Consider the following 25,992-nt stretch of genomic DNA (forward strand, 5'->3'; position numbering starts at 1 on the left):
ACTACCGATAAGTTTTAAGAATTTTAATCATGTGAGTAATGGCCTTTAAGATAAAAAAGTGTTGCACTATACATCAAACATAGCTAGGTTATTGTAATTATTTCTTCACAAGATAGCGCAATAAGACTACATGTAAAATAGATAATGCAAAACCTTCTGAATAATCATTCATTCTAAATAGTCTTTTGGACAATAAGTGTTACAAGACGTTTTAATCTTCCAGCAACTCTGGATATCAGAGAGCATACTCGGCAGCTTTCTTCCGAGGTTTTTTTTTGGCTTGGGTAAATCATTTAATTACCCTAGAGGAAATCATCTTGGATAAATCACGGTTACGGATAGCAATGCAGAAATCGGGGCGATTAAGCAAAGAATCGCAACAGCTGCTAGAGCAGTGCGGAATAAAAATTAATCTGCAGCAGCAACGCCTTCTAGTCTTTGCTGAAAACATGCCTCTTGATATCATGCGAGTACGCGACGATGACATTCCTGGGCTGGTAATGGACGGTGTGGTAGATCTCGGGATCATTGGCGAAAATGTGTTAGAAGAAGAAGTGCTGGCCCGTCGTGCCCAAGGAGACAATCCCCGTTATTCTACTCTCCGCCGAATGGATTTCGGTAGCTGCAGACTATCAATAGCCCTGCCTTTAGACGTCCATTGGAGCAGTCCCGAATGCCTCCGAGGGAAACGTATTGCTACCTCCTACCCACACTTACTCAAGCAATACTTTGATAAACTCGATATCACCTTTAAATCCTGTTTACTCAATGGATCCGTAGAGGTTGCGCCACGCGCAGGTCTTGCTGATGCTATTTGTGATCTGGTGTCTACAGGGGCGACCCTTGAGGCTAACGGTTTACGAGAAGTGGAGGTTATTTATCGTTCTAAAGCTAGCCTTATCCAGCGTGATGGAGAACTGTCAGCAGCCAAGCAATTACTGGTCAACAAATTGCTCATTCGAATCCAAGGAGTAATTCAAACCCGGGAATCGAAATATATCATGTTACATGCACCCACTGAGAAGCTAGATCAAATTATCAACTTACTGCCTGGTGCAGAGCGCCCAACCGTCCTACCATTAGCTGGCGATCAACACCGTGTAGCAATGCATATGGTCAGTAGTGAAACCTTGTTTTGGGAAACCATGGAAAATCTGAAAGCCCTCGGTGCCAGCTCAATACTAGTGCTCCCCATTGAAAAGATGATGGAATAAAAGTTATGGCTACTACTGGTTTTTCCCAACCGGTATGCTGGAGTGATTTCGATGCAGCAGGCCAGGCACAGTTATTAACCCGTCCAGTAAACAATGTCCAGGTGGATGTCAGCATCACAGTTAGTGCGATTTTGCATCAGGTCCGCCACGAAGGCGATAGGGCGCTACACGCGTTGAATATCCGTTTTGACCGCACTGACACACCTCATTTACGTGTTACTGCAGCGGCTATAGACCAAGCCGGGTATCGAGTACCCTCGGAAATTAAACAGGCGATATCGATAGCAATGACTAATATCGATTGTTTTCACAGTGCCCAGAAATTGCCAGAGGTAAATGTGGAAACGCAGCCCGGCGTACACTGCCGCCAATTAACTCGGGCAATAGCTTCGGTAGGACTTTATATTCCAGGTGGCTCCGCGCCCCTGCTTTCAACAGTACTGATGCTAGCAATACCCGCGCGACTCGCCGGCTGCCGGCGAGTAGTTCTCTGCTCACCGCCGCCAATCGCCGATGAAATTCTATATGCGGCTGCGCTATGCGGGGTCCAAAATATCTACCAGGTCGGCGGCGCACAGGCTATTGCCGCAATGGCATTCGGCACTGAATCCATCGAAAGAGTCGATAAGATTTTTGGCCCAGGTAATGCTTGGGTTACCGAAGCAAAGCGTCAGGTTAGTCAGAACCTAGACGGTGCTGCTATTGATATGCCTGCCGGACCCTCCGAAGTCATGGTCATCGCTGACTCACAAGCAAATCCAGTTTTTATTGCCGCCGATCTGTTATCACAGGCGGAACACGGTCCCGACTCTCAGGTGATATTGCTTACTCCAGACTCTTTGTTAGCGAATCGGGTAGCCCAGGAAACTGAATACCAGGTACACCTGTTACCTAGAGCCGCCATTGCGTGTCAAGCGTTAGCGAGTAGCCGCCTCATCATTACAGCCGATCTGACTGAGTCTATGCGTATCAGTAACTGTTACGGACCGGAACATCTAATTATCCAAACCAGAGATGCTCAACGCTGGGTAGAACATATTACCAATGCTGGTTCCGTCTTTCTAGGCGACTGGTCGCCAGAATCCGCGGGGGATTACGCCTCTGGGACCAACCATGTCCTCCCAACCTACGGTTATACAAGCAGCTGTTCTAGCCTTGGAGTAGCGGATTTTCAAAAACGGATGACAGTACAAGAAATAACGCCTGCCGGTTTATTGGCGCTAGCCCCTACCATCGAAACTTTAGCGAAAGCTGAACGGATGACTGCTCATAAAAATGCCATCACACTACGCACTTCCTTACTTAAGGAGATACTATGAGTATTACTCACTTAGCTCGTAGTAATGTGCTAGCGCTAGAACCCTATGAGTCAGCACGCCGACTAGGCGGTCAAGGAAAGATTTGGTTAAACGCTAATGAGTTCCCTCGGTCACCGTACTATGCTCTTCGAGACGGTGATCTGAATCGTTACCCTTCCTGTCAGCCGACAGCTGTTGTCAACTCCTATGCGGTTTATTCTGGTGTCAAAGCGGAACAAGTTATAGTTTGTCGTGGAGCCGATGAAGGTATTGAACTATTAATTCGTACTTTTTGTGAACCAGGAACCGATGCTATTCTATTTTGTCCGCCCACATATGGCATGTATAGCGTTAGCGCCGAAACCTTTGGTATTGAACGGCGTACCGTTTTAACCCGACAAGACTGGCAACTTAACCTTTCAGCTATTCGCGCACAACTTAATGGTGTAAAGCTGATTTATATTTGCAATCCAAACAATCCTACAGGAAACCTTATTTACCCTGACATCCTGAGAGAACTACTAGAGATTACCTATAAAAAGGGTGGATCTCTACTGGTAGTGGACGAAGCCTATATCGACTTCTGTCCCCAGGCAAGCGTCGTGAAATGGCTCACTATCTATCCGCACTTGGTTATTTTACGTACACTCTCTAAAGCTTTTGCTCTCGCTGGCCTTCGCTGCGGTTTTGTTTTAGCTAATGTAGAGATAATTCAGTTATTATTAAAAGTCATTACCCCTTATCCTCTAGCGCTACCAGTTTCAGATATCGCTGAACAGGCACTTTCGACCGAAGGGTTAGAAAAAACAAAAGCTCGAGTAGCAGAGATCAATGCTCTTCGAGATAGTCTGGCATACAACTTGAGGCAGTGCTTAAGTGTACGCACAGTATACCCAAGCGTTAGTAATTATTTATTAGTTCATTGTAATCCAGCTTATCGGGTGTTTGAGACTTTATGGAATCAGGGTACGATTTTACGGGATCAAAGCAAACAACCCGGATTGCTTGATTGTCTTCGCATTACGATTGGCACCCAGACAGAATGCCAAAGCCTGGTAGAAGCATTCAATGCGCTCACCCCTATCTCCTCTTCCAAAAAGGAGTCTCTGTGAATCAGAAAGTCCTCTTTATCGATCGTGATGGTACGCTTATCCGAGAACCCATAGAGAACCTTCAAGTGGACCATCTAGATAAGCTAGCGCTAGAACCTGACGTTATCCCCGCGCTCCTGGCACTGCAACAAACCAATTTCAGACTGGTTATGATTAGTAACCAGGATGGTCTAGGTACCACTCGTTTCCCTCAACAAGATTTTGATGGACCCCATAATCTCTTAATGAGTATTTTCACCTCCCAAAGCATTTTTTTTGATGAGGTGCTAATTTGTCCACATCTATTGACCGATGGGTGCAAGTGCCGCAAACCACAAACCGCACTACTCAAGGCATGGCAGAAGCAGGGTGTACTAGATAAGACTCATAGCTATGTCATTGGGGATAGAGAAACCGATATGGCTCTTGCAGCTAATATGGAGATTACTGGACTACGGTATCAGCGTGAATCCCTCAATTGGCGCGCAATCAGTAAACTACTAACCCATCGTGATCGTCATGCACACGTTAAGCGAGTAACTCAAGAAACTTCTATTGAAATTGAAATTTGGCTGGATCGGGAAGGTGAAAGCCATATCAACACTGGTATCGGTTTTTTTGACCATATGCTTCATCAAATAGCCACACATGGCGGGATTCGAGTAAATATTAGTGTACAGGGAGATCTACATATTGACGATCATCATACGGTAGAAGATACGGCTCTAGCACTAGGGGAAGCGATCAATAAGGCTTTAGGAAATAAACATGGCATCAGTCGTTTCGGATTTATGCTGCCAATGGATGAATGCTTGGCACGCTGTGCTATGGATATCTCCGGGCGACCACATCTGGAATACAAAGTGGAATACAGCTTCCAGCGCGTCGGAGAACTCAGTATCGAGATGGTCGAACATTTTTTCCGTTCCTTTTCTAATGCTATGTCCTGCAGCCTCCATTTATACACGGAGGGTAAAAATGACCATCATCGAGTGGAAAGTCTATTTAAGGTCTTTGCCCGAACGCTGCGCCAGGCTATACGCGTAGAAAGCAACACCCTACCTAGTTCAAAAGGGGTTCTCTAATATGAACTTGGTAATATTGGATACCGGCTGCGGCAATTTGTTCTCAGTTAGTGCCGCTATCTCTCGCCTAGGCTATCAACCGATCATCAGTCACGATGCTAAAATAATCTTGCAAGCAGATAAACTATTTCTTCCCGGTGTCGGTACTGCCCAGGCAGCAATGAATCAACTGAATAAGCGGGGGCTTATCTCGCTAATCAAAGCTTGTACAAAACCAGTGTTGGGTATTTGTCTTGGCATGCAGCTACTCGCTCAAACCAGTGACGAAAATAATGGAATTAGCACTCTCGGAATTATTGACGTACCCGTAACACACATAATAGATATCGGTCTTCCGCTTCCCCATATAGGCTGGAATCAAGTAAAACAGCAGACCGGTCATCCTCTCTTTCGCGATATTAATGAGAAAGCATTTTTTTATTTTGTTCATAGTTACGCCATGCCAATATGTACTGCCACTATTGCTCACGCCAGTTATGGCGCACCTTTTAGCGCCGCTATAGAACACAACAATTTCTTCGGCGTGCAATTTCATCCGGAGCGCTCCGGTGCCGCCGGGCAACAGCTGCTAAAAAATTTCTTGGAGATGTAATCAGTGATTATACCCGCTTTGGATTTTATTGACGGTGCCGTGGTACGTCTACATCAGGGAGATTATCAGACACGACGAAATTACAACCTTGATCCGCTACTATGTCTACAGGAGTACCTACGAGAAGGCGCAGAGGTAATTCACCTCGTGGATTTAACTGGAGCCAGAGATCCACAGGCGCGTCAGCAGTCTCTCGTCACGCGTCTACTGACCAGTATATCACCTGCGATAGTGCAGGTTGGTGGTGGTATCCGCAGTGAAGTGGATGTCAAAATACTCCTAGAAGCAGGTGCAACTCGAGTAGTAATCGGCTCAATTGCGGTGCAGCAACCTCAGGAAGTAACGCGTTGGTTTGAACACTTCGGCCCTGATTTACTAGTTCTAGCGCTGGATATACGAATCGATGATAACGGAAACCGAAGAGTGGCAATAAGTGGCTGGCAAGAAGATTCTGGATTGAGCCTAGAGCAGGTGATAGCGCAATATTATCCATTAGGATTAAAACACGTACTCTGTACTGACATCTCCCGGGACGGCACGCTAACAGGGAGCAACGTATCGCTCTATCACTCTCTTTGCGATACCTGGCCTAATATCGCTTTTCAAGCCTCTGGAGGAATCGGAAGTTTGGAACATATCGCACGGCTACGTCACAGCGGCGTAGAAAACATTATCGTAGGTCGTGCACTGTTGGAAAATAAATTCACCATGGCAGAGGCGATCATATGCTGGCAAAACGCATAATCCCCTGTTTGGATGTATATCAAGGTCGGGTAGTCAAGGGGACCCAATTTCGTCATCAAAAAATCGTTGGCGATATAGTATCACTAGCCCGCCGCTATGCCGAAGAAGGAGCCGACGAACTTGTTTTTTATGATATCACGGCCTCCTCCGACAATCGAGTCGTGGATAAACGCTGGATCGCTAAAGTTGCCGAAGTTATTGATATTCCGTTTTGCGTAGCAGGCGGTATTCAGAACGTAAAGCAGGCAAATGAAATCCTCTCTTATGGCGCAGATAAAATTTCTATTAATTCACCGGCATTGGAAGATCCTTCACTTATCAGTCGCTTAGCAGATCACTTCGGCGTTCAGTGTATTGTTCTTAGTATTGATACCTGGTTTAACACCACCCTCCAGTGTTATCAGGTAAAACAGTATACTGGCAATGAAACCCGCACCAAAATCACGTCATGGCAAACACTGGATTGGGTAGAAGAAGTACAGCGGCGTGGCGCGGGAGAAATCGTTCTGAACATGATGAATCAGGATGGCGTGTGTAATGGTTATGATCTTCTGCAACTTCGGCAGGTACGTGAACGCTGTCACGTACCACTGATTGCTTCCGGTGGTGCCGGCACCATGGAACATTTTCTAGCAGCATTTCATGAGGCACAAGTAGATGGAACACTAGCTGCATCAGTATTTCATAACCGGATTATTAATATTAATGAGTTGAAGCAATTTTTGCTAGCAAAAGGAATAAAAATTAGATCATGTTAACTACGCAACAGAATCAACAGATAGATTGGCAAAAAAATAACGGCATCTTACCCACCATCATCCAACATTCCGTCTCTGGTGAAGTTTTGATGTTAGGATATATGAATGCTGATTCGCTACAGGCAACCCAAAAATCTGGTCAAGTGACTTTTTACTCACGTAGTAAAAATCGCCTCTGGACTAAAGGTGAACACTCCGGCCATATTTTGAGGGTAGTTCAGATCCATCCAGATTGTGATAACGATACTTTACTGATCTTAGCGACTCCCCAAGGACCAACTTGTCATAATGGTACTAGCAGTTGTTTCCATCCAGCTGCGAGTGATTGGGCTTTTCTTTATACACTAGAAACCCTCATTAAAGAACGTAAAAGTTCTGATCCTCAGAGTTCTTACACCGCCAGCCTCTACGCTAGTGGAACAAAGCGCATCGCTCAAAAAGTGGGCGAAGAGGGAATAGAAACCGCCCTAGCTGCCACTGTTCATAACAGGGAAGAACTCACCAATGAAACCGCAGATCTAGTTTATCATCTCCTCGTTCTATTACAGGATCAAGGATTAAATTTAAGTCGAGTGATCAACCGTCTACGAGAACGTCACTTCTAAGAAAGATATATCGCATAATATCACTCGTCATGATATTTCGGGCCAGCATAATTATCAAATCGTGACCATTGTCCGTTAAAAACCAACCGAAATGTACCAATAGGACCATTACGTTGCTTCCCAAGAATAATTTCAGCGATCCCCTTCATATCGCTATTTTCGTGATAAACTTCATCACGATAGATAAATATAATAAGATCAGCATCTTGCTCGATAGATCCGGATTCACGCAAATCGGAGTTAACAGGGCGCCTATTTGCTCGTTGTTCTAAGCCGCGGTTCAGCTGTGATAACGCTACTACAGGCACCTGTAATTCTTTAGCTAACGCCTTTAATGATCGCGAAATTTCAGCAATTTCTAGGGTTCTGTTGTCGGAGAGAGATGGTACGCGCATTAGTTGGAGATAATCAATCATAATTAAACTTAGCCCTTCATTTTCTCGAAATACGCGCCTCGCTCGAGAACGCACTTCTGTCGGAGTTAATCCTGAAGAGTCATCAATATATATATTGCGCTTTTCTAGCAGAATTCCCATGCTACTTGATATGCGTGCCCAATCCTCATCATCTAGATGACCGGTGCGAATCCGGCTGTGATCCACGCGAGATAGAGACGCTAGCATACGCATCATGATCTGTTCCCCAGCCATCTCTAAACTAAAAATCAATACTGGTTTATCTTCGGTCATGGCAGCGTTTTCGCAGAGATTCATAGCAAAGGTAGTTTTTCCCATAGATGGACGAGCGGCGATAATAATTAAATCTGATTTTTGTAATCCAGCTGTCTTTTTATCTAGATCTAGATAACCGCTAGATACACCGGTAACTCCATCATGTGGTTTTTGGTACAATTGTTCTATACGTGTTACTGTATCTTCAAGAAGACGTTCGATACTTTTCGGAGCATCTTCTTGATTAGCACGGTTTTCTGCTATTTGGAAGACCCGAGATTCGGCTAAATCTAGAAGATCCTCGCTGCTCCGTCCCTGGGGATCATAACCAGAATCAGCGATTTCATTAGCTACAGCGATCATTTCCCGAACAATGGCGCGTTCACGTACAATATCGGCATAAGCTGAAATATTTGCAGCACTGGGGGTATTTTTTGAAAGCTCTGCCAGATAAGCAAACCCGCCAACGGGTTCTAAAGCTGCTTTTTGTTCTAAAGATTCCGATAGCGTAATTAGATCAATAGGTTTACCGAGTTCTAGTAACCGCTGCATCTCAGTAAAGATAAGACGGTGCGGACGGTTAAAAAAATCTTTACCTGTTACTCGCTCGGCTACATTATCCCACCGTTCGTTATCTAACATTAATCCCCCCAATACTGATTGCTCTGCTTCGAGTGAATAAGGGGGAATTTTCAGCTCTTCTACCTGACGGTCATAAGAAAAATTTGCTTTATTAGATGGCTTTTTTTCTAGCATAACAAGAAATTCAACCTAAATAAGTCTTTGAAGAAAGATATATTGTATCCTCTTCCGGGTCCATCTCCTATGGATTTTCAAATCAACCTTCAAGTTTTATGATTTATGATTTCCAAAGCAATTTAAACTTAAACATATATATTTTTTATAGACTTTCATCATGTTTTAATACCTTTAAAATATGAGTTTTTTGAAAAGAGATAATTCCTATTTTATTGCTTTGTATGATGCAAATAAATGGCTTTATATTTTGATTTGAGTTTGGAGATATCAAATAATATTTTATATATTAAAGATATGACTACACTAATAACTCGACGCGGGATGTTTTTGTAATATACAGATAAGTATAAAAAGTTATTATTAATACTGACTAGTATTATATACTATACACAACAAGATCATCCCCTATATACAAACATATACTTTGAAAATCTCTCTGTAGTTCATGAAAATCGCCGATGCTAGCACAGCATATTCAACTAGAAGATAAAACGAAATAAGTAAAATTTATATTTCACATCTTATACACACTAATCCCTAATGGGATTAGTAGTATCACTACTCATTATTATCAATATCTCTACTTTAGGATTAAAACTGATACTTCTCACTCCTATGAACGTGAAAAATTAACGTTTAGAGAACTGAGGACGACAACGTGCTTTACGTAATCCAACTTTCTTACGTTCAACTTGACGGGCGTCACGAGTAACAAAACCAGCTTTTCGCAAGTTAGAACGCAATGTTTCGTCGTATGCTAGTAGAGCACGAGTAATGCCGTGACGAATGGCGCCTGCCTGTCCGGATATACCCCCACCTTTAACTGTGATATACAGATCTAATTTACTAACCATGCCGACTAACTCTAATGGCTGCCGCACTACCATCCGAGAAGTTTCACGACCAAAATACTGTTCTAGACTGCGCTGGTTAATCATGATGTTCCCAGTTCCTAGCTTAGCAAAGACGCGAGCGGAAGAACTTTTGCGGCGACCAGTGCCGTAGTATTGATTGTCAGCCATTTCCTATAATCCCGATGAATTAAATCTCTAGAACTTCTGGTTGCTGTGCTGGATGGTTATGCTCAGCCCCAGCGTAAATCTTTAGTTTACGTAACATAGCCCGACCTAGCGGTCCTTTTGGCAGCATGCCTTTCACTGCCATTTTAATCACGCGCTCAGGACGACGGGTCACCATCTCTTCAAAAGTCGCTTGTTTAATTCCACCAACATAACCAGTATAATGATAGTAAATTTTCTCATTACGCTTTTTACCAGTGACGGCTATTTTTTTAGCATTTAAAACAATCAAATAATCACCAGTATCAACATGCGGTGTATATTCCGGTTTATGCTTACCACGAAGATGATGAGCTAGTTTAGCAGCAAAACGACCAAGAATCTTCCCCTCAGCGTCGATAACATACCAGTTACGTTTGACTGTTTCTGGTTTTGCTGTAAAAGTTTTCATTAAAATCTTACTCAATGTAGGTTACGCGTTAACAAATAAAAACGCTTCAATAAATAGTGTATTTGGATAGAGCTATTATAAAGAAGTCATCTAAAAAAATCGACCTTTTTTACAAAATCAGGGCTGATGCGTGCACTTAAGATATTTATCACTCTGCATTTCCTGCAAGCGCGATAAACACCGCTGATACTCAAAACGCAGCAGTTGTCCTTGGTACAACATCCTCATCGATACACTGGACCCAACCACGAGTTTTACACGGCGCTCATAAAACTCATCTACAAGTGCCAAAAAACGGCGAGCGGTATTTTCTTGCTCGCTGTCCATTGGTTGTACATTATATATTAATACGCTATGAAAGTTTTTAGAGAGAACAATATAGTCATTTTGACTACGTGCAGCAACACATAACTCTTTAAAATCTATTGCAATCACACCGTTATTTAAACCAAGGATTGACATCGGCCGCTGGTTGATTTTAAATACGAACACGTCGCGCTCTATTGACAGTCTCTTCCCTCCCAAATCGTGGAATATCTTCATCATTTCCCGGTCTGTCTTCTCTCCAAGAGGCGTTAGCCAAAAATTGGCCTGAGTTAAAGATTGTAATCGGTAATCTATACCGGCATCTACATTCATTACATGGCAATGACGTTTAATTAATGCAATGGTTGGCATAAAAAGAGGACGCTGTAAACCGTTCCAGTAAAGATTATCGGGTGGGGTATTAGAAGTGGTAACAAGAGTTATGCCACGATCGAATAGCGCTTGCATTAACCTGCTAAGCAACATGGCATCAGTAATATCGGTAACAAAAAATTCATCAAAACAAAGTACGTCAATTTCGGCTTTAAATCTGTTAGCAATTATCTCTAGCGGGTCCAGGTTACCCTGTAGGCGAGTCATTTCCTCATGGAGGCGTAACATAAAACGATGAAAATGTAACCGTAACTTACGATTACCGGGTAAGTTATAATAAAACAAATCCATGAGCCAGGTTTTCCCTCTGCCCACCCCCCCCCATATATATAATCCCTTCACAGATGTATCTATTGTACGCTTAACCTTGAATAGACGTTTAAACAAACTAGATTTACCGCTTACTGCAGCGGTTGGTGCCGTATTTAATAACTGCTGGTGAATCCAATCTAATCGTTCAATAACAGCAGCTTGAGTGCTATCAGGCTGATGTTCTGAGTGCTCCAGGAACTTCTGATAAACAGACAACGGAGAAGTAGTTTGCATATGACGGATGTTTCCTAAACGGCAATAAAAAGAACATCTTAAATAGCAGTGCGATCGAATACAATAACCCAATTCCAACGATCGCTAATATATCATCATACTCTCCGGTTCCACTCATACTACATTAACAGTTATAGTGCAGCTAACTGTATATAACGCTCTACGGGATAACAAAGTTAAAATAGGAGGTCTTATGACCTGGGAATATGCACTAACTGGATTGATGATTGGTATCATTATTGGTGTTCTCGCTATGCGATTTGGTACTCATCAGATACGTCAACATCAGACGCTTCGATACGAATTAGAAAAAAGCCAAGCTGAATTAGATGAGTATCGTAAAGAACTTACCAGTCACTTCGCTCGAAGTGCAGAATTACTAAATAATATAGCCGACAGTTACCGTCAACTTTATCAACATATGGCTAAAAGCTCTAATAGTCTTCTGCCAAATCAAAGCAGAGAAGACAATCCGTTCCACTATGCTTTACTTGAAACAGAAACAGTAGCACACGAGGAGGAAAACATAAACACAGATGTCAACACACGCGAAGGTAATGATAAAATTTCAGCAGAAAGGCAGCCACGAGATTATCCGGAAATTACCAGCGGTTTGCTGCGTACAAATCGTCACTGATATCAATAAGGCTCTTGAGTGAACTTTTTCTTCTCCAATCAAGTTGGAATAACAATTATAATGCCCTTATCGGGTTTATACATCATGAAATCAGAGATGAAAATAAGCGAGTTAACACATAATGAAAACAACACCTCTATTTAGAGTATTAGCCCTCAGTATTGGACTAAATTTACTCCTTTTTTTAGGAGTGAAGGCAGCCCTGCCAATCAAAATTGAAGGACAATCTATACCCAGCTTAGCCCCAATCCTTACGACAGTGCTGCCGGCAGTAGTGAGCATTCATGTTAAAGGCTCCCAATCAATCCTTCGCCCTATATTACCTAAAGAGTTTAGATATTTCTTCGGCGATATCCCAAGAAATAATAGTGAAATACATCAATTTGAAGAACTAGGATTAGGTTCGGGAGTGATTATCAATGCCGAGGATGGGTATGTAATCACTAACAATCATGTTGTAAATCATGCAGACAAGATAACAATACAGCTCAATGATGGTCGGATATTCAAGGCTAAACTTATAGGCAGAGATGAGCCGACCGATCTGGCACTGCTTCAGTTACCTTCCTTGAAAAATCTTAAGGAAATCAAGATAGCAGACTCTGATGCCTTAAAAGTCGGAGATTTCGTGATCGCAGTCGGCAATCCATTTGGTCTTGGCCAAACGGTAACGTCTGGTATTATATCCGCCCTAGGTCGAAGAGGTCTCCATTTAGAGTCATTAGAGAATTTTATTCAGACTGACGCTTCCATGAACCGCGGTAATTCTGGAGGGGCGCTGGTTAATCTCAACGGAGAACTCATTGGAATCAATACTGCTATTTTGGCACCCGGAGGGGGAAATATAGGTATCGGTTTTGCTATTCCCAGTAATATTGTCAAAAACCTAAGTCAGCAGATTATTAAATATGGTGAAGTAAAACGGGGGCAGCTTGGCATTAAGGGCGCTGAATTAACCGCGGACATTGCTAAAGTTTTTAATATTGAAACTGACCAAGGCGCCTTTATTAGTGAAGTTCTACCGCATTCCGCTGCTGAAAAAGCTTGTATTAAGTCTGGAGATGTTATTATCTCAGTAGAAAATAAACCCATCCAGAGCTTCGCTGAACTACGGGTTAAGCTCGCCACGAGTACACCCGGTCAAACGATGAAACTTGGTTTACTGCGTAACGGCAAGAGCCAAATAATACCTGTAATACTGGATGACAGTACATCTACTGTGAGTAGTAATGGAATGATTACCCCCGCATTACAAGGAGCCTCCCTCCGTAACACTTACCTAACAGACGGCAGACAGGGAATACGAGTAGAGGAGGTTCTCAAAAACTCACCAGCGGCTGAAATTGGTCTCCAACAAGATGATGTCATCATCGGGATTAATCGTGAACGGATACAGAGCATCAGCCAGTTCCGAAAAATACTGGAGAAAAAACCAGTGATAATAGCACTAAACATTGTGCGAGGCAATTCAAACATTTTTATATTATTGCGTTAATCAATGAACGAGGGGATGCCGATTTAGCGGCATCCCTTTCATTTATGCCCTACTTAAATTCAGTGTCAATATCTTTATTACTCTTATCTTCGTAAAATTCCTTCTTTCTGTTATTATCAATTTGATTATCCTGATAAATTATCCGGATTTTCTCTCATCTATACTCTCTTCTACCTCGCAGATAAATCTTCCTATACTGCACTAAAGATATAATGGTAAATAGTCTACAGTTAGAGTTGTATAAAAGATACTACACATTAACATGAATCTAGATATCATATTCTGATGTAATGATAAATAAAATAACTACATATGCATTATTGCTACAATACGAGATAGCCTAATAGCCGAAAAAATACTGAAAAATATGGAAAGGTTTTACAACTAAAAAGTACTGAACATGGAGAATGAGCATCTACTAGCGCCCTACCATGACTCTTAACTGCTCAGTCTAATTTTAGTGGGAATCTACCAATGAAGATTAGCACTCTCTATCATCTACGATAGGTTATACTGAGAAACACTGACCATAATTAGCCTGAATCCATCAAGATAGTACTATGTTTTACAGACTGATACATGTATTAACGGACATTCTATTAGAGATGTATGCACACTTTTCGAAGCATAAACAGAATATTAACGTTTGGGGGTTTAACAAAAGTTAGTGAGAAAATGATTTACAATACTTACATGATCGGCGGCTATGCTCACTGTTATCAGAATACAAACTAACATAACCATTATCCATCATACCTATGGCCGAAACTGTATACATGCTATATACTATTAATATGGTAATTCTAGATGAAATAAAAATACATTCAGGTGCACGAGGTACTGCTGTGTATTAATTATACACCGGCTAACTTCGTTATTAAAAATGGACCCGTTAGGTAGCGAACATGTTTTCTAAACGTATTATTGTATTAATTCATATATTAGTAAAACATAAACAATAGCAATTATTATTTAAAGATCTCTAAAATAAAAGCTCCACTTCTAACTAGAAGGATGCGGGTAGCAGTCTGTAGGGAGGTTGCTATGCACATAGCAAGACTCATTAGAAATCTCACCAACTAGAAAAAGTACAGTAAAACGATTAAGTTTCAATTAATATCCACAATGGAGAAGAAAGATCACAATGCTTTTTTCTCTTAGTCATACTTAAAAGATTAATGTTTTAAAACATTAATCTTTTATTAATGATTTTTTATAGACTATGATGGAATTCTACTAATCAACACTGATTCTGAAAATTTCTTCTTTTTAGGAGAGAGAATGTTGATAAACCTTGTGTTTTGATACAGTGCTCAAGATACAACATAGCCTTATTCAATATCCTTTATAATTCCACTCAATTTATAAAATATAGGTACATATATAGCATTTCTGTGAGTTCAGACACTATTATATAGTGGACGTTCCGTGTCTTAATGTCTTTATAATAACGATTATAGAAGGTTTAAAAATGCTTTGAAACTTGTCCTATGCCCCCTAAATCCACAATCGATAGCCATCGAAAAGCAGTAAGTTAAATCATATTGAAGAGGTTTAATATTAAGTATGATCTGCTTTTATAACTTAGGATAAAAACCCATGTCATCAAAAAAAAACCTACACCAATAGATTTATTTAATTTTTCTAGAGTTCGTTTAATTATTTCATCCAGCTTCTAATAAAGAAGCTGCTAACCTTTAAATCATTCCATGTTTTAATATCGACTCTTCTTTAAACCTAGATAATTCTATCTATCTTAGATAGGAATCACGGAATTCGATGGGTGTTATATAAGCCTATAAGCATACTGAGTTTTCATCGCTTATATGAAGCGTTGAATATTAAATTATCCTTTTATATTCCTACTATATTTATAAACACACAGCATAAACCAGTAAAATTACTGGCGTGGTATGGATGTACCATAAAGTCATTTTTTTTCATTTCAAGTACAAGACTCGGGGCTATACTTTACTGTCTGGTTAAGCTTGATCATCATCGCTTAAATAAGTAAGTGTTTTATACTGACATACCAAAGTACTACACAGTAAATTAATATCTATGATATTATTAATGCTGTTGATTTTATGAAACTGTTAATATAAACAGAATAAAAGTCAATGGATTATATATGAAAATCAGTAAAAAAGTTATATATTACCTCTTCGTTTATCTCAGTGTCTGCTTGTCTTTATTAAAACGCGCTAGTAAAAGTATAAAAATATCCAAACGCATATCAAAACATGCTAATAAATTTATTATTAAAACAATGTTATGAACATATATAATATATATTATAAAACCTTTTTAAGTTTTTTAAGAACTTTTTACTAGAGGTATCAAATATAATATAACCCATTATTTCAATAAACAACCTTTACTGTAAAGGTATCAAACAGAATTAAGGTTACAACGAACTGCATCGATAGACTAGTATTCCAACACATACTCTAATGTTGCGGTATGAAATATTCACAACTACATAATGCTTCTTATAATAAGCATTATACCATAAAAGATAATTTAAACAAAACGTGCATGAATACTATGCTAAACATTTAGTAATCATGATAATTTCTGAGAAATTGTTGTTTAAAAAAATATTTATCACAGCAATATCATTGTCTGTTATGAATTAGTTCTATGCTCGATACAAGTTACGCATTTAAAATCAATTTAATTAGCTATTTATCTCTTATTAGCATCCTATTAAACAAATGCCCCATTTTAGCCGCCTTGGTATCCAGATAGCGAGTATTCTGCGGATTACGACCAACAATCAGAGGTATCCGTTCGCTAATATTAATGCCTGCTTCGATTAGACTCTCAACCTTTTGGGGATTGTTAGTCAAAAGACGTACTTTTTCCACACCCAGTAGTTTAAACATGTCAGCGCACAGAGTGAAATCTCGTTCGTCGGCTGCAAAACCAAGCTGATGATTAGCCTCAACCGTATCAGCGCCTAAATCTTGTAGGGCGTAGGCAAGAATCTTATTCAAAAGACCTATATTACGACCTTCCTGGCGGTGGTAAAGCAAAATACCGCACTTCTCTTCAGCGATATAACTTAACGCAGCTTCCAATTGAAAGCCGCAATCACACCGAAGACTGAAAAGAGCATCACCAGTAAGGCATTCAGAATGGACGCGCGCCGGTATCGGCACCACACCAGTAGTAACATCACCATACACCAGCGCTAGATGCTCATGTCCAGTAGCAATTTCCTCAAATCCCACCATCAGGAAATCCCCCCAGGGGGTCGGTAGTTTGGCGTCTGCCACACGTTTAAGCTGCATATTGCTCTCCAAAACCAAATTAATAGCGCGCATCCTACTACCTACCGTACATTTGACCAGCATCTGAAACAGGACACGCGCCAATCGGAATTCTCTGTGTTCTATTTTTTCTAAATTCTCCACCATGACGGAACGTGTTGTATATAATCTCTTATACGGAGAGTGTTCTTTCTTTTTACATAGTCAAAGTTTCACTTTGCTATAATTTTTCCATAAATTATAGATGGCGTTTTACTGAAAAACATAAAATTAAAAAATTATAAATTCAAGAGATAAAAATATTAATTCTCTAGGATAAAGAGAATAACATAAAAACAGAAATAATGGTTTTAAAACACAATTCACATAATTACTTGATCGAATAAAAATGCCCGTTATAAATGAATATAGGTGTTTGTTAATACACTGCTTCACTGTTAAACATCTTTAATTTTCTTGCATTATATCAATCAAGTACAAGATCAATTATTCTGGAGATAGATATACCCTGTATCGAACTTCTCTTATGTGAGTTTTGTAATTAGTTTGATAAACTGGCCCATATAGAAATCTAACAGTCTAGAAAATCTCCAGCATTAATTAAGTTTAAAAGATTAGATAATGATCTATATAATCTGCTTCTTATCAGAAGAAAAAGATGAAGCCAATATGGTTATTAGAATAAAATCTAATTAATATTAACAATAAAATTCCATAAATCTACAAACCCCCTTATAAAAGGGAGAAGGCGGCTTACTAATACAAAAGTAGACATCTATACATATAATTCAGCATACTTCTTTATACCCTACCCTCCTTAAGGGCGGAGGTTGATCAAACAAAACAAAGACGACTCATAGAGTATATTGTCAAATATGGTGTATACCATAGTATTTCTCTATGTACTCTTGGAATCTTAAAGGAATTGTTAAAAAATAAGACGCAAAACATCCAGTCAAAAATAGAGACTCCGTTTATCATATATATGATGTAATGTTAATTAACTATTTTTTCTATCACTAGACTTATCTCTACCAATAAGTGGAATATATTATTCCAGCGCTTATTAATTAACACTGGCATATAATGTCATGCATAATCACGTTAATATCTATCTATTTTTATAAATGATGCTATTACACGTTTAGGAAAAACTCCGATAATCATCTATGAAGAAATTTTTCTCTGTTGTTAACATACTAGCGATTCTATCTTTCAGTACAGATAACATGGCAGCATGTATATCAAATTTACCAGACAAACTAAAGACGGCAGTTAGATACGAACACCCATTTTCTGTGTATGAAAATACACTGTATCTTTTCAAATACTAAACTAAATCTTATAATAGGGCACGTTCGTTAATATCAATAAGTTTGTACCCCTCTCCTCCTTGAAAAAAAAGCAAATTCCTAGTTAATAAACCACTTTTATTTTAGAATCTTTACCGGATATCTTTACTGCTAATCCATTAGATCAGACAGATAATCAAAGAAACTTACAAACCATATTTGACATTAATAAAATAAATTTAAATCAAGAAACATTCCTAGTATGGTCTGTCTATCTCAATAGACAATAACTTTCTGATGCAATGAGGTCTTTTGCAAATAAATGCACCTTCAAGCGACAAAAGAAGTGTTGAGAAGATATAATGTAATGACAGCACTTTCATTCAACGGGAGGGTTTTTAAATTATAGCGTAGAGAGATACCGTGCTCTATATTTAGTCATTATCTCCCTAATGGTGACTAAATAAAAAAATAATACTCTATTACGCTGAAAATGTTTTGCTATCTCCACCAAATTAGTCAGAAAACGACTGTACTCATTTAGCAATAATAACGCCATTACCGATTTCTCTCTGCTAAGAGATAAATGATTCTCAGATAAGAATCTGAGTTACTGTCCATCCAGACCACGTATAGGCTTTATGGATGACCAGGATTTACATGAAGGACAATTCCAATAAATCCTCTGAGAGGTAAAACCACATTTCTGACAGTGATAACGAGGTTTAGTATAAATCTGTTGGCCAATTATATTATATAACATCTGTAAACTTTCCTTAATAAGGCCCCCTTCTGCCTCTATAAGATAAAAATTTATCAATCGGTAAAACATACGCATCGTTGGATTCTGCCGCAATTGCTGATTAAGATACGTCCGCGCAACTTTAGCTCCCTCTTCACGTTCAACAACATCTGTTAGCAACAATTCAGCTAACGCGCTACCATTCTTTTCTACACACCGCCTAAGAAATGCTGCCCAAGCGCTCGGTTCATCTAAAATTTGATAACAGGTCTGTAGCATTGGCAACGTTTCGCTCACCATTTCTCGGTCTTGATCTAGCACCCGCGTCAATTCATAAACGGCGGCAGCGTAATCTTGCTGCATCATGTAAATTCTGGCACGTATAATAGACACCCGTGGACTATTTTTATCCACATCGCCTCCTTTTTTTAAAAAAAGGACAGCACGGTTCATATCATCACGGCCAAGTGCTTGAAGCGCTAACTCACAATAAAAATGGGCAATCTCTGCTAAGCACTGCGCTTTGCCAAGCTTGACCAACTTGTTAGCGACGTCGATAGCTTTCAACCATTCACTAGTTGACTGATGGATTTTTAATAAAAGATTCAACGTACTAAAACGGAAATCATCTTCATTAAGCAACTGACTAAACATGTTTTCCGCGCGGTCATAAAACCCGGCTGCCATATAGTCACAACCAAGCTGCTGTATCGCCAAAAGACGTTGATTCAAGGTTAAGGCAGTACTTTCTATCATCGCCTGGTGAATTCGAATAGCTCGATCAACTTCGCCACGGGAACGGAATAGATTCCCTAACATCAAATACACCTCAAGAGCGTTAGTTTCCTCTTTCAACATCTCAAGAAAAAAATCTATGGATTTATCCTGCGGATTATCAAGTAAAAAATCCATTCTAGCTACACAATCTTTAGAAAGACGATTGGTGGCCTTATGTTTATCCTGCTCCACACTCCTACACCCCATATACCAACCATAAGCAGCAGCTAAAGGAAGCAGTAGAAACAGCAGTTCTAACATAATGCGTTATTCCTTGGGCGAAAAGGCAAGAGACTTAGTAGCGACAGCGAAAATCGTTTCTATTGGCGCACACTGCTGTTCCAGGCATTTTACCTTAAGTACAGCACACATCCATGATATAAAACTTGAAAAGCTAGAATCAGATATAGATAAAACGCCAGATAATATATCCAGTAACACATAGCACAGTCAGTAAGTTTAACATTTAAATCCTACTTCAAACTAAAAACGCATTAAGTTTTACCGGCTGGTTGTGTCTTGTATAAGAAATATTATACACAATAAGCATTGTGGGTAATAAAATCGAGAACAAAAGAAAAAGAAAAAGGAAAAAAGAAATTATAAAAATATCTTTTTATCTGATTACCTAAAAACTATGTTTTTGTATTTTTTAGATAAAAATATTAAAATACAATCTAAATATTTTTCCATTAACAAAGAAAACACTCCCCTATTATAAATTCATTCTTTTCCTGAAGCAGAGGTATAGATACCTGATAAATAAGCAGATATGGAATTGAGGAAGAGAAATTCTGGTCGTCAATAGTTTCTCTTGACTAGCTAAAATAACCAAACTAATTAGTTTTCATCTGGCTAGATGGAAATACTACAATTTTCCAACATTATTTTTCCTCCGCGGTATCTTTAATAACTCTGACTCAATATAAACCAGCATCCACTTAATCTTCTGGGCATTTTCTACTATCAGCCTTAAGATAGTCATCTAATATTATGATGATTTGGTCACAGGCAAACCTGTACCCAAGTAATAATTCTGGCCAATATTTACTCATATTAATAAAGGATCTCTTGCTTTAAATAAAGCCATATCTGATTTTTTATTTATTGTAGTGTCTCATTTGATCTAAGCATCTTCTGCAGTTGCGATTTTGTACTGTTTTTTTAAATAAACCTGCACTTCTTAAATGATTTTCCTGATTTTAAAATCAAGCAGTCCATATAAATAAACTTTAAAAATAAAAAAGATTCTTTGTCTTAAACACTTATCCAAACCCTAGTTCATAAACATGGTGAAATAATAGAATTGTTCTTCAGAGAAGATGCTTAAAAATAAAACTTTATGATAATGCATCTCCACAACGAAGTAATACAGTTCCTAGAAAGAGAAAACTACTTTATGCAACCATTATTCAATAACTTTATTATAATTAGACAATATCAACGCAGGATGGAGAGCCTGTGTAATAACGCATATCACTCTTATTTTTTATTTTATTCTTCACTAAATTTGTAATTATTGTAATTATTAGATATAGAAACTAATGCTAATTATGTATAATAAGTGGTTAAATATTTCGCCTTATGTTGAAATAAATTATCAAGATTAAACAGATGGCATACGTCAATATCAGCCAAACAAGCGTTATCTTTCTAATGTGCATAAAACTATCGTGTACCTGATCTGTTTCAGAACATAATTCTTTTATTAATCCTGTTATGAATCTGCTCAATATCGCTTTTAACAAATTCGAGCAGTAGTCATGATTACATTCATTACATGTTGCGCATCACTACCCGTATATCAAGATCGTTTGATATACGCTTTTTCATGCTCTCCTATGCCAATCTAAATCAAATGATTTATTGCATTACACGCACACAAAAATCAAGAAGATGCAAATATTTTTTCTAAAAACACTTTATGGGAATCTAAATAAAACAACTAATAAATAGAGTCCAAAACCAAATTTAGTAATCGGAGAGCCCGATAACCTATAAAATAATACCATCCACAATAACGACAGATATTGTTTAGTCCCTTGTCTAATACGTGTATAATATTGTGTTACCCCTGACATCGAAGGCAACGTCGTGATTGAAAACTTGCGTAACATCGCCATCATCGCGCATGTAGACCATGGTAAAACCACCTTGGTTGATAAATTGTTGCGACAGTCCGGCACACTTGATGAGCGTAACAATGCCACTGAACGCATAATGGACTCTAACGATTTAGAAAAAGAACGCGGGATCACCATCCTAGCTAAAAATACTGCTATTAACTGGAAAGATTACCGCATTAATATTGTCGATACACCGGGCCACGCTGATTTTGGAGGGGAAGTTGAGCGTGTTATGTCAATGGTAGACTCGGTATTACTATTGGTTGACGCAATGGATGGTCCGATGCCACAGACCCGTTTCGTAACGCAAAAAGCGTTTGGCTACAATTTAAAACCCATTGTCATTGTCAATAAAGTTGACCGTCCAGGCGCTCGTCCAAACTGGGTAGTAGATCAAGTGTTTGATTTGTTTGTTAACTTAGGGGCAACCGATAATCAGCTTGATTTTCCAATTGTTTACACATCAGCGATCCACGGGATCGCCGGTCTAGAATATGACGATATGGCAGATGATATGACTCCGTTGTTTGAGTCCATCGTAAAGCATGTCGATGCCCCAAATGTCGACGTCGACGGACCATTCCAAATGCAACTGTCTCAGCTTGACTACAACAGTTATCTTGGCATTATTGGCATTGGGCGTATCAAACGAGGCTCAGTCAAGCCCAAGCAAAATGTAACCGTAGTAGACAACAAAGGGAAACGCCGTAACGCTCAAGTAGGGCAGGTCTTAAGTCATATGGGCCTCCAACGTATCGAATCCCCACTAGCCGAAGCAGGTGACATTATTGCGATTATCGGGTTAGGCGAATTAAATATTTCCGATACTATTTGCGATCCAGGAAAAATAGAAGCACTACCCGTATTAACAGTTGACGAACCTACTGTATCCATGTCCTTCGGTGTAAACACGTCTCCGTTCTGTGGAAAAGAAGGAAAATACGTTACCTCCCGTCAAATTTTGGAACGTTTGCAGAAAGAACTGGTACACAACGTCGCTCTAAGGGTAGAAGAAACTGAAGATCCTGATACCTTTCGTGTTTCTGGGCGGGGCGAGCTGCATCTCTCCGTGCTTATTGAAAATATGCGGCGAGAAGGATTCGAGCTTGGCGTTTCCCGACCGAAAGTAATTTTTCGCAATGTCAATAGTATTAAACAGGAACCTTTTGAGTCAGTAACGCTTAATATTGAAGCGCAGCATCAAGGGGTAATCATGGAAGCAATGGGTATTCGTAAAGGTGAGATGAAAAATATGCTACTAGAAGGAAAAGATCGGATCCGTCTAGATTACATGGTGCCAAGCCGGGGACTAATTGGTTTTCGGAGTACTTTCCTCACTATGACCTCGGGTACTGGTTTTTTCTATTCTAGCTTCAGCCACTATGATAACCTCTGTCCTGGAGACATCGCTCAGCGACAAAACGGCGTACTTATTTCCAACGGTCAAGGTAAAGCTGTAGCCTACGCCCTATATAGTCTTCAAGATCGCGGCCGTCTATTCCTCGGACATGGTTCTGCGGTATACGAAGGTCAGATTATCGGTATTCACACGCGCTCTAACGATCTAACAGTAAATTGTTTAACCGGTAAGAAGCTGACTAATATGCGCGCATCCGGTACAGATGAAGCTACTACTCTCGTACCAGTGATCAAGATGTCACTGGAGCGAGCAATAGCATTTATTGATGATGATGAATTAGTTGAGGTCACGCCAAAATCGATTCGTCTTCGTAAACGTTACCTGACTCAAAATGAACGTAAGCGCGCTAATCGCTGCTAACGAAATTATCATATATAAACTAGTGATAACCTGTTAATATTAAATGACTATTACGCTATTTTATCCGATTTCATTCTGGTCTCACGCGCTTTCCTAGAAGGGTCATATCAGACATCACTTCTAGGGAAGTGATTTTGGTTTGTGAAAATAAAAAATAAGACCCATCTCGATAAGAGCTCAGATAAAACTAAGCTTTTAGTCACATTATGTCTTATTGACACATGTAGCCTGTATAGATGACAACTTATAACTACACTATAAAAATACAGTTAACGCTAGAGAAAACCAATAAGATATTGACGTAATATTAGAGAAAATCTTAATGCATAAATATCGGTTGACGCCTTTCATATTGACTGATAGCTGCATGCTGCATTAGCGTTAGACCGATACTGTCAATACCGTTAATCAAGCAATGTCGGCGGAATCGGTCTATCGAAAAAGGATAAATCTTATCCTTAACCACCACCTCCTGCCGTTCCAAATTAACGCTTAAAGTCATTCCTTCCTGCGTCATTATTATAGAAAACAGTGCGTTTACCTGTTCTTCTGTAAGACGAACTGGAATCAGTTGATTATTGAAGCTGTTACTATAAAAAATATCAGCAAAACTTGGTGCTATCACCGCATGAAAACCGTAATCCGTTAAGGCCCAAAGCGCATGCTCACGCGAAGAGCCGCACCCAAAATTTTCACGAGCCAGCAGAATACTGGCGCCCTGGTAACGTGGCTGATTCAGCACAAAATTTGGATTAGGCTCTTGGCCAGCCTCATCTAAAAATCGCCAGTCATTAAATAAATGCTGCCCAAAACCAGTACGTGTTACCTTTTGTAGAAACTGCTTGGGGATAATCGCATCAGTATCTACATTAGCGGCGTCAAGGGGAACTACGATACCGGTATGCTGCGTAAATTTAGCCATCTGTCTTTCCTTTATGCAATTCTCGGATATCAATAAAACGTCCTGCCACCGCTGCACCCGCAGCCATCGCAGGACTAAGCAAATGTGTACGTCCTCCGCGACCCTGACGACCCTCAAAATTCCGATTGCTAGTAGAAGCACAGCGCTCACCTGGATTCAGACGGTCATGATTCATCGCCAAGCACATAGAACATCCAGGGAGCCGCCACTCAAAACCAGCGGTGAGGAAGATTTCATCTAGTCCTTCTGTTTCCGCCTGGGCTTTCACAGGACCAGAACCTGGCACAACGATTGCCTGAACACCAGAAGCAACAAAGCGACCACTAGCAGCTTTTGCTGCAGCTCGCAAATCTTCAATACGTGAGTTAGTACAGGAACCGATAAAAACCTTATCAATCACTACGTCCGTCAGACACATACCAGGCTGCAAATCCATGTATGCTAGCGCGTTGGCAGCAGAATTCTGCTCTATTGGATCGTTGAATGACTCCGGTGAGGGGATAAACTGATTCACTGCAATGACCTGACTAGGGTTTGTTCCCCACGTCACCTGTGGTGCGATATCCTGCCCATTTATCGTAACCACCTTATCGAAACTAGCATCATCATCCGATTTTAGAGTATCCCAATACATAACAGCTTGATCCCAGTGAATACCCTTAGGAGTAAATTGCCTATTTCGCAAATAGGTATAAGTGGTATTATCTGGCGCTATAATCCCCGCTTTTGCCCCCATTTCGATAGCCATATTACATAGAGTCATCCGTCCTTCCATACTGAGCATACGGACAGTATCACCGCTAAATTCCACTACGTAGCCAGTACCGCCAGCCGAGCCAACTTTCCTAATAATCGCCAAGATTATGTCTTTTGCACTGATATCTCGCCCAATTTGGCCTGTAACATCTATTTTCATAGTTTTAGCCCGGCCTTGTTTTAGCGTCTGTGTCGCAAGAACATGCTCTACTTCCGAGGTTCCAATACCAAACGCTAGGGCACCAAAAGCTCCATGAGTGGAAGTATGGGAATCTCCACAAACGATAGTCATACCTGGCAGAGTCATACCTTGTTCAGGGCCGATTACGTGTACAATTCCTTGGAAAGGGTGATTGAGATCATACAGCTGGACGCCAAATTCTGCACAGTTTTTTATCAGTTCCTGCATTTGAATACGAGCCTTCTCTCCAGAAGCATAAATATTTTTACTTTGTGTGGAAACATTGTGATCCATGGTGGCAAAGGTTTTACCCGGCTGTCGAACAGTACGTTTTTTCGTGCGTAAACCATCAAACGCCTGCGGCGAGGTGACTTCATGCACTAAATGCCGGTCAATATACAGCAAGGGCATCTCATTTTTTGCCTCATGGATAACGTGCGCATCGTATAGTTTTTGGTATAACGATTTGCCCATAAT

19 protein-coding genes are annotated in these 25,992 nt (G+C 40.0%); 11 read left to right on the forward strand and 8 right to left on the reverse strand.

The genetic code is table 11. The features are described from left to right. Positions 1-314 precede the first annotated feature (314 nt). The 8 genes from hisG to hisIE are packed head-to-tail and all read left to right on the forward strand — an operon-like array spanning position 315 to position 7,387. Positions 315-1,214 (forward strand): ATP phosphoribosyltransferase, encoded by a 900-nt coding sequence (hisG, locus tag GFK82_RS03475; RefSeq protein ID WP_226811301.1) that lies wholly within the window; start codon positions 315-317, stop codon positions 1,212-1,214. A gap of 5 nt (positions 1,215-1,219) precedes the next feature. Continuing rightward, a complete protein-coding gene (hisD, locus tag GFK82_RS03480) occupies positions 1,220-2,533 on the forward strand; it encodes a histidinol dehydrogenase (protein ID WP_226810735.1) in 1,314 nt (437 codons plus the stop codon). After that, positions 2,530-3,624, forward strand: a complete 1,095-nt coding sequence (gene hisC, locus GFK82_RS03485) for a histidinol-phosphate transaminase (RefSeq protein ID WP_226810736.1) — start codon at positions 2,530-2,532, stop codon at positions 3,622-3,624. The genes hisD and hisC overlap by 4 nt, the downstream gene beginning before the upstream one ends. After that, on the forward strand, positions 3,621-4,688 hold the full coding sequence (gene hisB, locus GFK82_RS03490) for a bifunctional histidinol-phosphatase/imidazoleglycerol-phosphate dehydratase HisB (RefSeq protein ID WP_226810738.1): 1,068 nt from the start codon (positions 3,621-3,623) through the stop codon (positions 4,686-4,688). Before hisC ends, hisB begins: the two co-directional genes overlap by 4 nt. Position 4,689: 1 nt before the next feature. Then, positions 4,690-5,280 carry an imidazole glycerol phosphate synthase subunit HisH gene (gene hisH / locus GFK82_RS03495; protein WP_226810740.1) on the forward strand — a complete coding sequence of 197 codons (591 nt, stop codon included), beginning with the start codon at positions 4,690-4,692 and terminating at the stop codon, positions 5,278-5,280. A 3-nt stretch (positions 5,281-5,283) separates the two neighbouring features. Continuing rightward, positions 5,284-6,024 (forward strand): 1-(5-phosphoribosyl)-5-[(5-phosphoribosylamino)methylideneamino]imidazole-4-carboxamide isomerase, encoded by a 741-nt coding sequence (hisA, locus tag GFK82_RS03500; RefSeq protein ID WP_226810742.1) that lies wholly within the window; start codon positions 5,284-5,286, stop codon positions 6,022-6,024. After that, the gene (gene hisF / locus GFK82_RS03505; protein WP_226810746.1) at positions 6,006-6,782 is read left to right on the forward strand and encodes an imidazole glycerol phosphate synthase subunit HisF; all 777 of its coding nucleotides are present in this window, start codon (positions 6,006-6,008) and stop codon (positions 6,780-6,782) included. Before hisA ends, hisF begins: the two co-directional genes overlap by 19 nt. Then, complete coding sequence (gene hisIE, locus GFK82_RS03510; RefSeq protein WP_226810748.1) at positions 6,776-7,387, forward strand: bifunctional phosphoribosyl-AMP cyclohydrolase/phosphoribosyl-ATP diphosphatase HisIE; 612 nt, start codon at positions 6,776-6,778, stop codon at positions 7,385-7,387. Before hisF ends, hisIE begins: the two co-directional genes overlap by 7 nt. 20 nt (positions 7,388-7,407) lie before the next feature. Here the strand turns inward: hisIE and dnaB are convergent, their stop codons facing one another. From dnaB to zapE, 4 genes are all read right to left on the reverse strand, one after another. After that, complete coding sequence (dnaB, locus tag GFK82_RS03515) at positions 7,408-8,814, reverse strand: replicative DNA helicase (protein ID WP_226810750.1); 1,407 nt, start codon at positions 8,812-8,814, stop codon at positions 7,408-7,410. Between the two features lie 632 nt (positions 8,815-9,446). Further along, positions 9,447-9,839, reverse strand: coding sequence for a 30S ribosomal protein S9 (rpsI, locus tag GFK82_RS03520; protein WP_226810752.1), 393 nt, complete (start codon positions 9,837-9,839; stop codon positions 9,447-9,449). Between the two features lie 19 nt (positions 9,840-9,858). Continuing rightward, positions 9,859-10,287, reverse strand: a complete 429-nt coding sequence (rplM, locus tag GFK82_RS03525) for a 50S ribosomal protein L13 (protein WP_226810754.1) — start codon at positions 10,285-10,287, stop codon at positions 9,859-9,861. 117 nt (positions 10,288-10,404) lie between these two features. Next, a complete protein-coding gene (gene zapE / locus GFK82_RS03530) occupies positions 10,405-11,532 on the reverse strand; it encodes a cell division protein ZapE (RefSeq protein ID WP_226810755.1) in 1,128 nt (375 codons plus the stop codon). Positions 11,533-11,725: 193 nt separating this feature from the next. Between zapE and zapG the strand changes: the two genes are divergently transcribed. Continuing rightward, on the forward strand, positions 11,726-12,169 hold the full coding sequence (gene zapG, locus GFK82_RS03535; protein WP_226810757.1) for a Z-ring associated protein ZapG: 444 nt from the start codon (positions 11,726-11,728) through the stop codon (positions 12,167-12,169). A gap of 118 nt (positions 12,170-12,287) precedes the next feature. Then, entirely contained in the window at positions 12,288-13,664 is a 1,377-nt protein-coding gene (locus GFK82_RS03540; protein ID WP_226811302.1) for a Do family serine endopeptidase, read from the forward strand. 2,684 nt (positions 13,665-16,348) lie between these two features. Here the strand turns inward: GFK82_RS03540 and ribA are convergent. Beyond that, entirely contained in the window at positions 16,349-16,960 is a 612-nt protein-coding gene (gene ribA / locus GFK82_RS03545; RefSeq protein ID WP_226811303.1) for a GTP cyclohydrolase II, read from the reverse strand. A 1,881-nt stretch (positions 16,961-18,841) separates the two neighbouring features. Next, the gene (lapB, locus tag GFK82_RS03550) at positions 18,842-20,011 is read right to left on the reverse strand and encodes a lipopolysaccharide assembly protein LapB (protein ID WP_226810758.1); all 1,170 of its coding nucleotides are present in this window, start codon (positions 20,009-20,011) and stop codon (positions 18,842-18,844) included. A 1,833-nt stretch (positions 20,012-21,844) separates the two neighbouring features. Here lapB and typA point away from each other — a divergent pair. Then, complete coding sequence (typA, locus tag GFK82_RS03555; protein WP_226810775.1) at positions 21,845-23,656, forward strand: translational GTPase TypA; 1,812 nt, start codon at positions 21,845-21,847, stop codon at positions 23,654-23,656. A gap of 319 nt (positions 23,657-23,975) precedes the next feature. On the opposite strand, the gene leuD is transcribed toward typA, so the two are convergent. Together leuD and leuC are read right to left on the reverse strand one after the other, a co-directional pair. Beyond that, positions 23,976-24,578: a 3-isopropylmalate dehydratase small subunit gene (leuD, locus tag GFK82_RS03560; protein WP_226810776.1), complete on the reverse strand. Its 603-nt coding sequence runs from the start codon at positions 24,576-24,578 to the stop codon at positions 23,976-23,978. Then, a complete protein-coding gene (gene leuC / locus GFK82_RS03565) occupies positions 24,571-25,989 on the reverse strand; it encodes a 3-isopropylmalate dehydratase large subunit (protein WP_226810778.1) in 1,419 nt (472 codons plus the stop codon). Before leuC ends, leuD begins: the two co-directional genes overlap by 8 nt. Positions 25,990-25,992 lie beyond the last annotated feature (3 nt).

Origin of the sequence: Candidatus Steffania adelgidicola (assembly GCF_020541225.1) — a bacterium.
Taxonomy (GTDB): domain Bacteria; phylum Pseudomonadota; class Gammaproteobacteria; order Enterobacterales; family Enterobacteriaceae; genus Steffania; species Steffania adelgidicola.

Coding starts and splice junctions, on each gene's coding strand:
- hisH (WP_226810740.1), top strand. CDS start 4,690: ATGAACTTGGTAATATTGGATACCGGCTGCGGCAATTTGTTCTCAGTT.
- hisD (WP_226810735.1), top strand. CDS start 1,220: ATGGCTACTACTGGTTTTTCCCAACCGGTATGCTGGAGTGATTTCGAT.
- zapG (WP_226810757.1), top strand. CDS start 11,726: ATGACCTGGGAATATGCACTAACTGGATTGATGATTGGTATCATTATT.
- hisF (WP_226810746.1), top strand. CDS start 6,006: ATGCTGGCAAAACGCATAATCCCCTGTTTGGATGTATATCAAGGTCGG.
- ribA (WP_226811303.1), bottom strand. CDS start 16,960: ATGCAGCTTAAACGTGTGGCAGACGCCAAACTACCGACCCCCTGGGGG.
- leuC (WP_226810778.1), bottom strand. CDS start 25,989: ATGGGCAAATCGTTATACCAAAAACTATACGATGCGCACGTTATCCAT.
- rpsI (WP_226810752.1), bottom strand. CDS start 9,839: ATGGCTGACAATCAATACTACGGCACTGGTCGCCGCAAAAGTTCTTCC.
- rplM (WP_226810754.1), bottom strand. CDS start 10,287: ATGAAAACTTTTACAGCAAAACCAGAAACAGTCAAACGTAACTGGTAT.
- hisC (WP_226810736.1), top strand. CDS start 2,530: ATGAGTATTACTCACTTAGCTCGTAGTAATGTGCTAGCGCTAGAACCC.
- lapB (WP_226810758.1), bottom strand. CDS start 20,011: ATGTTAGAACTGCTGTTTCTACTGCTTCCTTTAGCTGCTGCTTATGGT.
- hisIE (WP_226810748.1), top strand. CDS start 6,776: ATGTTAACTACGCAACAGAATCAACAGATAGATTGGCAAAAAAATAAC.
- dnaB (WP_226810750.1), bottom strand. CDS start 8,814: ATGCTAGAAAAAAAGCCATCTAATAAAGCAAATTTTTCTTATGACCGT.
- leuD (WP_226810776.1), bottom strand. CDS start 24,578: ATGGCTAAATTTACGCAGCATACCGGTATCGTAGTTCCCCTTGACGCC.
- zapE (WP_226810755.1), bottom strand. CDS start 11,532: ATGCAAACTACTTCTCCGTTGTCTGTTTATCAGAAGTTCCTGGAGCAC.